General features: G+C 72.2%; 6 protein-coding genes and 1 pseudogene. All 7 read left to right on the top strand.

Annotated features, from left to right (window positions below; translation table 11 throughout):
* The first annotated feature begins 37 nt into the window (after positions 1-37).
* The 7 genes and pseudogenes from CFRA_RS10770 to CFRA_RS10740 all read left to right on the top strand — a co-directional run bounded on the left by CFRA_RS10770 (position 38) and on the right by CFRA_RS10740 (position 13,648).
* Positions 38-1,066 carry an alpha/beta hydrolase gene (locus CFRA_RS10770; RefSeq protein ID WP_075664658.1) on the top strand — a complete coding sequence of 343 codons (1,029 nt, stop codon included), beginning with the start codon at positions 38-40 and terminating at the stop codon, positions 1,064-1,066.
* Between the two features lie 332 nt (positions 1,067-1,398).
* On the top strand, positions 1,399-3,318 hold the full coding sequence (locus CFRA_RS10765; protein WP_075664657.1) for an alpha/beta hydrolase-fold protein: 1,920 nt from the start codon (positions 1,399-1,401) through the stop codon (positions 3,316-3,318).
* A gap of 2 nt (positions 3,319-3,320) precedes the next feature.
* The gene (locus tag CFRA_RS10760; RefSeq protein ID WP_075664656.1) at positions 3,321-3,878 is read left to right on the top strand and encodes a DUF732 domain-containing protein; all 558 of its coding nucleotides are present in this window, start codon (positions 3,321-3,323) and stop codon (positions 3,876-3,878) included.
* Between the two features lie 3 nt (positions 3,879-3,881).
* Complete coding sequence (locus tag CFRA_RS10755) at positions 3,882-4,808, top strand: cutinase family protein (protein WP_075664655.1); 927 nt, start codon at positions 3,882-3,884, stop codon at positions 4,806-4,808.
* 189 nt (positions 4,809-4,997) lie between these two features.
* Positions 4,998-6,851 (top strand): FadD32-like long-chain-fatty-acid--AMP ligase, encoded by a 1,854-nt coding sequence (locus CFRA_RS10750; protein WP_075664654.1) that lies wholly within the window; start codon positions 4,998-5,000, stop codon positions 6,849-6,851.
* Positions 6,852-7,037: 186 nt separating this feature from the next.
* A pseudogene (gene pks13 / locus CFRA_RS10745) lies at positions 7,038-11,927 on the top strand (polyketide synthase Pks13); the annotation flags it as partial.
* A gap of 176 nt (positions 11,928-12,103) precedes the next feature.
* Complete coding sequence (locus CFRA_RS10740; protein WP_075665024.1) at positions 12,104-13,648, top strand: acyl-CoA carboxylase subunit beta; 1,545 nt, start codon at positions 12,104-12,106, stop codon at positions 13,646-13,648.
* Positions 13,649-13,999 lie beyond the last annotated feature (351 nt).

Raw genomic sequence — 13,999 nt, 5'->3', positions numbered from 1 at the left:
ATCGAGGGCGGATCGCCGAACCAAGGAGAATCCCAGAATGTCTGTACTGAGCACTCTGCGCCACGCCGGTCGCAAGACCGTCGCCGGCGTCGCCGCGCTCGCCACGGCGGCCGGTCTCATGGTCGCCGGGGGCGGCGTCGCCCAGGCCCAGGGCAACCGTGACTGGCTGCGCCCGGACGCCACCGGCACCTGCGACTGGGACGGCGTGGGCTTCTGGGTCCAGCGCTGTGACGTCTGGTCCGACGCGATGGGCCGCAACATCGCCGTCCAGATCCAGCCCTCCGGCCGCGGCGGCAACGCCGGCCTCTACATGCTCGACGGCCTGCGCGCCACCGAGGTCTCCAACGCCTGGCTGGTGGACACCAACGCCGCCGCGACCTACGCGGACAGCAACATCACCCTCGTGATGCCGGTCGGCGGCGCGGCCTCCTTCTACGCGGACTGGAACGGCCCGGCCACCTACGACCTGGAGAACCCGGTCAACTACCAGTGGGAGACCTTCCTGACCTCCGAGCTGCCGGCCTACCTCGAGGGCAACTTCGGCGTGGCCCGCGACAACAACTCGATCCTGGGTCTGTCGATGGGCGGCACCGCCGCGCTGACCCTCGCCGCCAAGCACCCGCAGCAGTACCGCCAGGCCCTGTCCTTCTCCGGCTACCTGACCACCACGATGCCGGGTTGGCAGACCATGATGCGCGCCGCGCTGCTCGACGCCGGTCTGTACAACCTGAACAACATGTACGGCTCGGTGCTCAGCCCCCGCCGCTTCGAGAACGACCCGTTCCTGAACATGGAGGGCCTGCGTAACACGGACGTCTACATCTCCGCCGCCACCGGTGTCGCCGGCCCGCAGGACGCCGGCTACCTGCCGGAGCACCAGGCCTCCGGCGCCGCGCTCGAGGCCGCCTCGCGCGTGTCCACCCAGGCGTGGGACGCCAAGGCCCGTGCCCAGGGCATCAACTTCACCGCGGACTACCCGGAGACCGGCCTGCACAACTGGGCCAACTTCGGCGACCAGATGAACAAGACGAAGGGCCGCGTGCTCGACGTCATGAACGCGCACTGACCGCGCCGGGCGGCTCCGCCGTCCGCCGCCGGTGCCCAGGCGCCGTCGTCCCCCCGGGGCGGCGGCGCCTTTCGCGTGCCGGCGCCTTTCGCATGCAGAAGTTCTTGCGGTTTCCTCCGCGTGTCACTTCCCAAACTCTCAAGTTGTACTTAAACTTGATGGCGACCTAGCGGACCGGGCCCTGACCCGGATCCGGACAGGCGACGTCCCGGAGGAGGGGAACCTCCGGGGCCGCACCGCCACGACGGGTCGCGAGTCGACGTGCGCGCACGCCCGCGCACGGGGCAGACCACCCAAGCGGACACCAGCGAAAGACACTTTAAGGACAGCTCATGCGTGACAAGCTCCACCGCGCCTCCTGGCGACGTTCCCTCTTCCTCGCCGCCACCGCCATCCCGGTGAGCCTGGCGACCGCGGCCGCTCTCGCCCCCGTGGCGGGTGCGCAGTCCGCGATCCCCGGTTCCAGCGGCAGCAGCCTGACCGACTCCATCGCGCCGAGCGGCGGCGAGCCGGAGCGCTCCCCGGTGCGCACGGAGTACCCGCAGATCGAGGGGCTGCCCGAGGGCGTCTCGATCGACCACGTCGACTGGCTGACCAACCGCCGCATCGCGATCTACATCAAGTCCGCCGCCATGCCGGACAAGCCGATCCAGGTCCAGATGCTGCTGGCCCGCGACTGGCACACCAACCCCGAGGCCACCTTCCCGGAGGTCTGGGCGCTCGACGGCCTGCGCGCCCGCGAGGACCACAGCGGCTGGACCATCGACACCAACATCGAGCAGTTCTACGCGGACAAGAACGTCAACGTGATCCTGCCCGTCGGCGGCGAGTCCTCCTTCTACTCCGACTGGCTGGAGCCGGACAACGGCAAGCACTACATGTGGGAGACCTTCCTCATCGACGAGCTGATCCCGGTGCTGCGCAACGGCTACCGCTCCAACGGCGAGCGCGCCGTGGTCGGCATCTCCATGGGCGGCACCGCGGCGGTCAACCTGGCCGAGCGCAACCCGGAGATGTTCAAGTTCGTCGGCTCCTTCTCCGGCTACCTGGACACCACCAGCCCGGGCATGCCCACGGCCATCCGCGCCGCCCAGACCGACGCCGGCGGCTACAACACCACCGCCATGTGGGGCCCGGACGGCTCCCAGGCCTGGATCGACCACGACCCGAAGCTGGGCATCGAGGCCCTGAAGGGCAAGACCGTCTACGTCTCCGCAGGCAGCGGCAAGGAGGACGCGCTGGGCCGCGCCCAGGGCAACCTGGCCGGCATGGGCCTCGAGGTCATCTCGCGCATGACCAGCGAGACCTTCGTCAACCGCGCCAAGGCCGCCGGCGTGGAGCCGGTCGTGCACTTCCGCCCCTCCGGCGTGCACTCCTGGGAGTACTGGCAGTTCGAGATGACCCAGGCCTGGCCCTACATCGCCGAGACCCTCGGCGTGCCGGAGGAGGGCCGCGGCGCGGACTGCGCCCCCGTCGGCGCCATCGCCGAGGCCACCCGCGGCGGCGTGATCGGCTCCTGCGTGAACAACGAGTACGACGCCGGCGAGGGCGGCAAGGCCCAGGACTTCCGCGGCGGCACCGCCTACTGGTCCCCGGACACCGGCGCCCACGCCCTCTTCGGCGCGATCAACGCCCGCTACGCCGAGCTCGGCGGTGCGAACTCCTGGCTGGGCTTCCCCAAGACCGGCGAGCTCACGGCCCCGGACGGGGTGGGCCGCTTCGTCCACTTCGAGCACGGCTCGATCTACTGGACCCCCGAGACCGGCGCCCACGCCATCCCGGGCGACATGTTCCGCCACTGGGGCACCACCGGCTACGAGAAGGGTGACCTGGGCTACCCGACCGGTGAGCCGGTCGAGCGCGACGGCGGCATCATCCAGGCCTTCCAGGGCGGCTACCTCGTGCGCGACAAGGCCGGCAAGAACTACTGGGTGCGCGGCCTGATCGCGAAGAAGTACGGCGAGATGGACGGCCCGGGCAGCGAGCTGGGCTTCCCGAAGAGCAACGAGTACCTGATCAAGGGCGGCGCCTTCCAGGAGTTCGAGAACGGCAACATCTACTGGTCGCCGGACACCGGCGCCCACTTCATCCGCTACGGCGGCATCTTCGACGCCTGGGGCAAGCACCAGTGGGAGCAGGGCAAGTACGGCTACCCGACCGAGGACCACAAGAACCTGCCCGGCGGCGGCGAGTCCGTCTCCTTCGAGCACGGCCGGATCTCGCAGTCCAACGGCGTGGTCAAGGAGGACTGAGCGTGTCCCTACGATTGACGAAGCCCGCGCGCCGCACGTTTGCGGCCCTGTGCGCCGCCGGTTGCCTGACCCTCGCCGCCTGCGGCGGCGAGGCCACCGTCGAGCACTCCGACGCCACCGGTGCCCCGGAGGCCTCGACCTCCGCGACCGACAACGGCGACAAGGACAAGAACGACAAGGACAAGAACGACAAGGACAAGGACAAGGACGGCGCGTCGGAGACGACGTCGCAGAAGTCCGGGTCCCACCGCGGCGGCGACGAGGCCGAGGGCGACCTCGGCGCCCGTGAGGTCGACGAGGTGCCCAGCGGGGCGCCCGCCGCCGACCCGGCCGAGGGCGACTACCTGAAGGCCCTCGACGAGAAGGGCATCCGCACCGCCGACGACGCCGACCAGCTCGTCGGGCTGGCGCGCACCGTCTGCGCCGAGGACAACGAGGACGGCGGCCGGGTGACGGCCGAGGCCGTGGCCGGCCAGCTCGTCGAGCAGAAAAAGACCGACCTGGACCAGCAGGACGCTGCGCAGTTACTCGTCGACACCGCGCGTGCGGAATACTGCTGACCCATGAGAAAGACTCTGACGGTCATCGCCGTCATCGCCGTGGTGCTGCTCATCGGCGCCGGGGTGGTGCGGTGGCAGAACACCCGTGAGGCCGACGGGCCGGGGACCGGCCCGCAGCCCACGGAGACCCTCGGCGAGGGCGACACGCCCGGCCAGCCCGACTGGTGCCCGGCGGTGGAGTTCATCTCCGCGCCCGGCACCTGGGAGTCGGCCCCGGACGACGACCCGATCCACCCGCAGGCCAACCCGGAGTCCTTCATGCTCAAGGTCTCCGCGCCCCTGCAGGAGCGCTACCCCGAGGACCAGGTCAAGGTGTGGACGCTGCCGTACACCGCGCAGTTCCGCAACATCAACGCCGACCACGAGATGAGCTACGACGAGTCCCGTCAGGAGGGCACGGCCAAGCTCAAGGGCGAGCTCAAGCTCACCCACGACCAGTGCCCGCAGACCGACTTCGTGCTCGCCGGCTTCTCCCAGGGCGCGGTCATCGTCGGCGACGTCGTCGCCGAGATCGGCACCGGCCAGGGGATCATCCCCGCCGAGCGGGTGCGCGGCGCGGCCGTCGTCGCCGACGGCCGGCGCGTGCCCGGCGTGGGCGTGGTGCCCGGCACCCAGGTCTCCGGCGTGGGCGCCGAGGTGGCGCTGGCGCCGCTGAGCAAGCTGGTCCAGCCGATCGTGCCGGGCGCGACGATGCGCGGCGAGCGCGTCGGCGGCTTCGGCGAGCTCAACGACCGCACCATGGACATCTGCGCCCCGGACGACGGCATCTGCGACGCCCCGCGCGACGTCGGCAACGCCCTCGGCCGCGCCCGCGAGCTCGTGGAGGCCAACGGCGTCCACGCGCTCTACGCCTACAACGAGCACGTGGTGCCCGGCACCACCACCGACCAGTGGCTCATCGGCTGGGCGCAGGGTCTCATCGACTCCTGACCCGGGTGCCCGGAAGGGCGCTGAACCCGGCCCGGTATGGAACGCGCCGGGCGCCGGGGTTCCCGGACATTGCGGTGGGCCACATGCTATTTTCTTCGTCAAAGTAATAAATCGGCCGAGGGGCGCGATCTGCCCCGTGGACCCCGACACCGACCGAGGGGCTCGGCCACGAGCCCAAAAGGAGAAGCGATGGATCTGACCGCGGCAATGGGCCGGTTCTTCAACGAGAAGGGTGAGATCACCCTCGTCCCGCAGCTGACGCTGGCCGGACTCGGCGAGCTGCTCTACCAGGCCGACGTCGCGGCCGGGGGAGGGGACCGCGTGGTCCTGCGCGCCTGGGACTTCTCGGAGAGCCTCGAGGGCACCGCCACCGAGTACACCCGCACCCAGGTCAACACCCGCATCAAGGCCGTCGCCGGGCGCCTCCAGCAGGTCGCCGGCCCCGGTGACCGCGTCGCCATCCTGGCCGGCAACTCCCCGGAGTACATCTTCTCCTTCATGGGAGCCCTCTACGCGGGCCTGATCCCCGTGCCGCTCTACGACCCCAACGAGCCGGGCCACGCCGAGCACCTGCGCGCCGTCTTCGACGACTCGAAGCCCTCCGTGGTGCTGACCAACTCGGCCTCCGCGCGCGCCGTGCGCGCCTACTTCGCCGACCGCCCCGGCCCGGAGCGCCCGCGCATCATCGCCGTCGACGCCCTGCCGGACTCGCTGGCCGAGGCCTGGAAGAACCCCGCCGAGCTCGCCGCCGCGGCCGGGATCGAGCCGCCGGCCGCCCCGGTCGACCTGCCCGCCTTCCTGCAGTACACCTCCGGTTCGACGCGCACCCCGGCCGGCGTGCAGCTGACCAACCGCTCGATCCTGACCAACGTGCTGCAGATCTTCCGCGCCGCCCAGCTGAAGACCCCGCTGCGCCTGGTCGCCTGGATCCCGCTGCACCACGACATGGGCATCATCCTGGCCGCCTTCGTGACCATCCTCGGCCTGCAGAACGAGATCATGGCCCCGCGCGACTTCATCCAGCGCCCCGGCCGCTGGATCCGCCAGCTCGACCGCACCGAGGGCGAGGACGGCGACGTCAACGTCTACACCGTGGTGCCGAACTTCGCCCTGGAGCTGGCCGTGCGCTACGGCATGCCCGCCGAGGGCGAGTCGCTCGACCTGAGCGCGCTCGACGGCATCATCGTCGGCTCCGAGCCGGTCACTGAGCGCTCCATCGAGTCCTTCATCGAGGCGTTCACCCCCTACGGCCTGGAGCGCAGCGTGCTGCGTCCCTCCTACGGCCTGGCCGAGGCCTCGCTGCTGGTGACCACGCCGCAGAACCCGGAGCGCCCGGTCATCTCCCGCTTCGACCGCGACGCGCTGGCCGAGGGCCGCGTCGAGTTCGTCGACCGCGACGCCGAGAACGGCGTGACCTTCATCTCCAACGGTCAGGTCGTCGAGCCGCAGCGCCTGATCGTCGTGGACCCGGAGACCCGCACCGAGGTCGCCGACGGCACCATCGGCGAGCTGTGGACCCACGGCGAGAACGCCGCCGCCGGCTACCTCGACCGCCCGGAGGACACCGCCGCGACCTTCGACAACACCCTGGCCGGCCGCCTCGACGAGGGCGGCCACGCGGCCGACGCCCCGGACGGGGGCTGGATGGCCACCGGCGACCTCGGTGCCGTCGTCGACGGCGAGGTCTACATCACCGGCCGCCTGAAGGACCTCATCGTCGTCGCCGGCCGCAACCACTACCCGCAGGACATCGAGTACACCGTCGGCGCGGCCACCGACCAGGTCAACTCCGACGCCGTGGCGGCCTTCTCGGTGCCCGGCGAGGACGTCGAGGAGCTCATCGTGCTCGCCGAGCGCGCCGACGACGCCGACCCGGCCGGCGACGCCGCCGCCGTGGGCGCCATCCGCGCCGCGGTCAGCCACACCCACGGCGTGGCGCCCACCGAGGTGCGCGTCCAGGACCCGGGCACCATCGCCCGCAGCTCCTCGGCCAAGATCGCCCGCCGCGTGGCGGCCAAGCGCTACCTCGCGGAGCGCGGCTGAGGAAGCACCCCGCGACCGCACCGGCGCCCGGCCCCGTGACCTCCGGAATGTCACGGCCGCCGGGCGCCCGTGCGATAACGGGGGTTAGTACCATCAACATCAGGACGTGGCCCGCCGGCCACCCCGCAACACACGACGGACACGGAGGACACCCGCTCAATGGATGACGCCCGAGGCGGAGCCGCAATGACGGTCGAGGAGATGCAGGACTGGCTGCGCGGCTGGGTCGCCGAGCAGACCGGCCTGGCACCCGAGGAGATCGGCGACGACAAGCCCCTGGAGAACCTCGGGCTGTCCTCCCGCGACGTCGTCGTCCTGTCCGGACAGCTGGAGAAGCTGACCGGCACCCGGCTGGACGCGACCGTCGCCTACGAGTTCCCCACCATCGCGGCCCTGGCCCGCCACGTCGTCACCGGCGGCCCGGCCACCGCCCGCCCGACGGTGCCGGGCGCGCCCGCGCCGGGCACCGCGGCGTCGGCAAGCTCCCTTCCCGAGCACCACGACATCGCCGTCGTCGGCATGGCCGCCCGCTTCCCGGGCGCCGACGACACCGAGAAGATGTGGGACCTGCTGGTCTCCGGGCGCTCGGGCACCTCCACCGAACCGCCCGCCGGGCGCTGGTCGGAGTACGCCGGCGACGAGACCGTCAGCCGCAAGCTCTCCGAGCTCAACATGGCCGGCGGCTACCTCGACGACATCGCCTCCTTCGACGCCGAGTTCTTCGGGCTCTCCCCGCTCGAGGCGACGAACATGGACCCGCAGCAGCGCATCATGCTCGAGCTGACCTGGCGCGCCCTCGAGGACGCGCACCTGCCGGCCAACGAGCTGCGCGGCAAGCCCGTCGGCGTCTTCTACGGCTCGTCGAACAACGACTACGGCATGCTCATCACCGCCGACCCGGCCGAGGCGCACCCCTACGCGCTCACGGGCACCTCCAGCTCCGTGATCCCGAACCGCGTCTCCTACGCCTTCGACTTCCGCGGGCCCTCGGTCAGCGTCGACACCGCCTGCTCGTCCTCCCTGGTCGCCGTGCACGACGCCGTCAAGGCGCTGCGCTCCGGCGAGGCCGACGTGGCGCTCGGCGGCGGCGTGAACATCATGGCCGCCCCGTTCGTGTCCACCGCCTTCGCCGAGCTCGGCGTGATCAGCCCGACCGGCGGCATCCACGCCTTCTCCGACGACGCCGACGGCTTCGTGCGCGGCGACGGCGCCGGCGTGCTCGTGCTCAAGCGCGTGGCCGACGCCGTGGCCGACGGCGACGAGATCCTCGCCGTGATCAAGGGCTCGGCCGTCAACTCCGACGGCCACTCCAACGGCCTGACCGCCCCGAACCCGGACGCGCAGGTCGACGTGCTGCGCCGTGCCTACGCCGACGCCGGGGTGGACCCGGCCACCGTCGACTACGTCGAGGCCCACGGCACCGGCACCATCCTCGGCGACCCGATCGAGGCCACCGCCCTGGGCGCGGTGCTCGGCGCGGGCCGCGAGCCCTTCGACCCGCTGCTGCTCGGCTCGGCGAAGACCAACTTCGGCCACACCGAGTCCGCCGCGGGCTCGGCCGGGCTGATCAAGGTCGTGCTGGCCATGCAGAACCGCACCCTGCCGCCCTCGCTGAACTTCTCCGCGCCCAACCACTTCATCGACTTCGACGCCGAGCACCTCGAGGTCGTCGAGGACCCGCGCGAGTGGCCCGCCTACTCCGGGCACATGGTCGCCGGCGTCTCCGGCTTCGGCTTCGGCGGCACCAACGCCCACGTCGTCCTCGCCGAGTGGGACCCGGCCGACTACCCGAACCTCCAGGCCGGCGGGCACACCGCCCAGCTGGCCGACCCGGAGGACCCCACCGTCCTGCTGCCGGTCTCCGGCCTGGTGCCCTCGCGGCGCAGGGCCGCCGCGGCCGCCCTGGCCGACCACCTCGAGGCGAACCCGGACACCGACCTGGTCGCCCTCGAGCGCGCCCTGGCCGGCCACAACCACGGCCGCTCGCGCGCCATCGTGGCCGCCGACGCCGTAGAGACCGCCGTCAACCGCCTGCGCAAGGTCGCCGACGGCGTGGTCTCCGTGGGCATCCGCGCCGCCGACGCCCCGGCGGCCGCCGGCCCCGTCTTCGTCTACTCCGGCTTCGGCTCCCAGCACCGCAAGATGGCCAAGGAGCTGTGCGCCCTCTCGCCGCTGTTCGCCGCCCGCATCGACGAGCTCGACGAGACCGTGCGCTTCGAGTCCGGCTGGTCCATGCGCGAGATCATCGAGGACGACGGGCAGACCTACGACCTCGAGACCGCCCAGGTGACCATCACCGCCATCCAGATCGCGCTGACCGATCTGCTCGCCGAGCTGGGCGTGCGCCCGGCCGCCGTGATGGGCATGTCGATGGGCGAGTTCGCCGCGGCCTACGCCTGCGGTGGCGTCGACGCCCACGACGCGATGCTCATGGCCTGCCACCGCGCCCGCCTGATGGGCGAGGGCGAGCGCACGCTCAGCGAGGACCAGCTGGGCGCGATGGCCGTCGTGGAACTGTCCGCCGAGCAGCTCGAGGAGCGCCAGGCCGCCGACGGGCGGTTCGCCGGCGTGGAGCCGGCCGTCTACACCGCCCCGGGCATGCTCACCGTCGGCGGGCCGCGCCAGGCCGTGCTCGACCTGGTCGCCGTCCTCGAGGAGGAGGGCAAGTTCGCCCGCGCCCTGAAGGTCAAGGGTGCGGGCCACACCAGCATGCTCGAGCCGATCATGGGCGAGCTCGAGGCCGAGATCCTCGGCGTCACCGGCCGCCCGATCACCGTGCCGCTGTTCTCCTCGGTCGACCGCGGCCGCGTCTACGAGCCCGGCGAGGCCCCGCACGACGCCGAGTACTTCCTGCGCTGCACCCGCCACTCCGTCTGGTTCGAGGACGCCACCCGCCTCGCCTTCGAGCGCGGCCACTCCACGATGGTGGAGATCGCCCCGAACCCGGTGGCGATCATGGGCCTGATGAAGACGGCCTTCTCCGTGGGCCGCGGCGACGCCAAGCTGCTCTTCGCGCTCAAGCGCAAGGTGCCCACCGCCCAGTCGATGCGGGACCTGCTCGCCGAGATGTACGTCGCCGGCGCCCCGGTCGACCTGCTGGGCCTGCACGGCTCCGGCGAGGCCGCCGCGGCCCCGGGCGCCCCCTTCAAGCCGCAGCACTTCTGGACCGCCGCGCGCCCCTCGGCCGGCTCGCGCGCCGGGCTGCCCGGCAACCGGGTGACCCTGCCCGGCGGCACGGTGGCCTTCGCCGCCGACGCCGCCGAGGTGCCCAGCACCGTCGCGCTGCTCGAGGCCGCGGCCGCCGCCGTCGACCCGGAGGCGCGCCTGGTCGCCAGCGAGGAGCCCGGCTCCCTGCCGGCCGCCGGCGAGGTGACCACCGTGGTCACCCGCTCGCTCGGCGGGCTCGACGTCGAGGTGCACGCCGTCTCCGAGGCGGGCGTGACGCACCGCGTGGCGGAGGGCTTCGCCCTGGCCGCCGGGCTGGGCGGGATTTCCGACGTCGCGCAGTCCAACCTGGGCGTCGCCCCCGTCGCCGCCCCGGCCGCCGACGAGCCCGTCGTCGACCCCTCCGCGGCGCCGGCGGCCTCGCGCTGGGACCCCGAGAGCGGCGAGTCCGTCGAGCAGCGTCTGCGCGCCATCGTCTCCGAGTCGATGGGCTACGACGTCGACGACCTGCCCGTCGAGCTGCCGCTGATCGACCTCGGCCTCGACTCCCTGATGGGCATGCGCATCAAGAACCGCGTGGAGAACGACTTCCAGATCCCACCGCTGCAGGTCCAGGCGTTGCGCGACGCCTCCGTCGCCGACGTCATCAAGATGGTCGAGGACCTCGTCGCCCAGAACGGCGCGGCGGCTTCGCCTGCCGCGCCCAAGGCCGACACCGAGGCCGACGCTGAATCACAGGACTCCGAGGGCGCTGACGCCCACGACGCCGCCGGAGTCGACAGCCAGGACGCCAAGGATGCCCACGACGCCGCCGGTGCGGACGCCGCCGCCGACACCAAGGCCGAGGCCGTCACCGCCGTCGCCCCGCGCGACGCCGCCGAGCGCATGGCCTTCGGCACCTGGGCCGGCATGACCGGCGCCGCCGTCGCCGGCGTGACCCACCCGCTGCCCGCGATCGACGCGGACACCGCGGGCAAGATCGCCGACCGCCTGACCGAGCGCTCCGGCATCGAGGTCTCGGCCGCGGACGTCACCGCCGCCGGGAGCGTGGCCGCGCTGGCCGACCTCGTGCGCGCCGGGCTGGAGAGCCCGGTCGAGGGTAACGTCCGCGTGCTGCGCGAGCGCCCCGAGGGCTCCGAGGCCCCCGCGGTGGTCATGTTCCACCCGGCCGGCGGCAACTCGGCGGTCTACCAGCCGCTGACCCGCCGCCTGCCCGAGGACGTGCCGGTCTACGGCATCGAGCGCCTCGAGGGCCCGCTCGCCGAGCGCGCCACGGCCTACCTCGACGACATCCGCCGCATCGCCGACGGCCGCCCGATCGTCCTCGGCGGCTGGTCCTTCGGCGGGGCGCTCGCCTACGAGGTCGCCCACCAGCTCAAGGACTCCGACGTCGAGGTCGCGCTCATCGCGCTGCTCGACACCGTGCAGCCCGCCGAGCCGGCCCCGGACACCCTCGAGGAGACCAAGGCCCGCTGGGGCCGCTACGCCGCCTTCGCCAAGAAGACCTACGGCCTCGACTTCCCGGTGCCCACCGAGCTGCTCGAGTCCGCCGGCGAGGACGCGGTGCTGGGCATGCTCGGCCAGTACCTCGCCCAGGCCGACCCGGCCGAGCACGGCCTGGCCGCCGGGGTGCTCGAGCACCAGCGCGCCAGCTTCGCGGACAACCGCATCCTCGACCGCCTCGACCTGAGCGTGTGGGCGGACGTCACGGTGCCCGTGGTGCTCTACCGCGCCGAGCGCATGCACGACGGCGCCATCGAGCTCGAGCCGGCCTACGCCCGCATCAACCCGGACGGCGGCTGGGCCGCCATCGTCGACGACCTCGCGATCGTCCAGCTGCACGGCGACCACCTCGGCGTGGTCGACGAGCCGGAGATCGCCACCGTGGGCGCCGACCTGACCGGGCGCGTGCGCCGCGTCGAGCAGGGCGCGGCCCCGAACCTGCCCGCGGAGGCGGAGGCGGCGCAGGCCGCCGCGGCCGCCGCGAAGAACGACAACGACACGACGGAATCGAGTGATCGCGCGTGACAGAGTCCGCAGAGTCCACCGCGAAGGCGGCGGAGGCCGCCGCGGCCGCGGAACCTGACCTGAGCACGACGGCCGGCAAGATCGCCGACCTGGAGGCCCGCCTGGCCCGGGCGCAGGACCCGGGCAGCGAGCGCTCCCGCACGAAGCGTGACGAGGCCGGGCGCACCACCCCGCGCCAGCGCATCGCCGCGCTCGTCGACGAGGGCTCCTTCACCGAGATCGGTGCCCTGGCCAAGACCCCGGGGGTAGCCGACGCCTACTACTCCGACGGCGTGGTCACCGGCTTCGCCCGCGTGGACGGTCGCCCCGTGGCCGTCTACGCCCACGACAAGACCGTCTACGGCGGCTCGGTGGGCGTCACCTTCGGCCGCAAGGTCGTCGAGGTGATGGACATGGCCATCAAGATCGGCTGCCCGGTCATCGGCATCCAGGACTCCGGCGGCGCGCGCATCCAGGACGCCGTGACCTCGCTGGCGATGTACTCGGAGATCGCGCGGCGTCAGCTGCCGTTGTCCGGGCGCAGCCCGCAGATCTCCGTGATGCTGGGCAAGTGCGCCGGCGGCGCCGTCTACGCCCCGGTGACCACCGACTTCGTCATCGCCGTCGACGGCGAGACCGAGATGTACGTCACCGGCCCGGCCGTCATCAAGGAGGTCACCGGCGAGGCGATCTCCTCGGCCGAGCTCGGCGGCGCCCGGCGCCAGGAGCAGAACGGCAACGTCTCGCTCGTCGCCGAGAGCGAGGAGGACGCCCTCGAGATGGTCCGCGACCTGCTCGCGCACCTGCCCTCGACCTGCTTCGACGACCCGCCCGTGCTGCCGGCGCCCTCCGACGAGGAGATCGCCGACGCCGTGGAGCTCGACTCGTTCATGCCGGACGACACGAACGCCGGCTACGACATGATGGAGCTGCTCGCGCAGCTCGGTGACGACGACGAGCTCATCGAGATCCAGGAGGGCTACGCCCAGAACCTGATCTGCGCGCTGGGGCGTGTCGACGGCCGCACCGTCGGCTTCGTGGCCAACCAGCCGCTGCAGTACGCCGGCTGCATCGACGCCGACGCCGCGGACAAGGGGGCGCGCTTCATCCGCATCTGCGACGCCTACAACATCCCGCTGATCTTCGTCGTGGACACCCCGGGCTACCTGCCGGGCGTGGCCCAGGAGGAGGCCGGTCTGATCCACCGCGGCGCGAAGCTCGCCTTCGCCGTGGTCGAGGCGACCGTGCCGAAGGTCGCGCTGATCGTGCGCAAGGCCTACGGCGGCGCGTACGCGGTGATGGGCTCGAAGAACCTCACCGGCGACATCAACCTGGCCTGGCCGACCGCGCAGATCGCCGTGATGGGCTCGGCGGCCGCCGCCGTGATGATCCAGGGCAAGCGCATCGCCGCGGCTCCGCCGGAGCAGCGGGAGATGATGAAGAAGATGTTCATGGACTTCTACGACCAGAACATGACCAGCCCGTACGTCGCCGCTGAGCGCGGCTTCCTCGACGCGATGATCCAGCCGCACGAGACGCGCATCGCCCTGCGTCGGGCGCTGCGCCAGCTCGCGGACAAGGACACCCGCGACCTGCCGAAGAAGCACACGATCTCGCCGCTGTGACCGTCCGGCGGCCCCGGCGGTGACCCGGCGGCGGGTGTGTCGCTCCCGGTGACGACCCCTCGGTGCGTCGCCCGGGTAACGCCGCGCGCCGCGGATACGATTGAGCATCTGTGGCGCGGGTCCGCGCCGCTCCGGTGGGCCGGTCTCTATGAGCCCGGCCCGGCCCGGTCCCGCCAGCCAAGCAACACCGTTTTTTCCCGAGGAGGCTCCCCGTGATCAGCAGCGCCATCGACATCGTCGGCGATCTCGTCAACTACGTCGTCATGATCTTCAACCAGCTCATCCACCTGGTCAGCTGAGCTTGAACCCCCGATGACCCGGTCCGCGCCCCCGCGTGGGCCGGGTTTTGCG

The sequence above is a fragment of the Corynebacterium frankenforstense DSM 45800 genome, assembly GCF_001941485.1.
In the GTDB taxonomy this organism is placed as follows: Bacteria; Actinomycetota; Actinomycetes; order Mycobacteriales; family Mycobacteriaceae; genus Corynebacterium; species Corynebacterium frankenforstense.
Note: the sequence above shows the minus strand (reverse complement) of the source record. Positions and strands in the feature narration are given on the sequence as shown.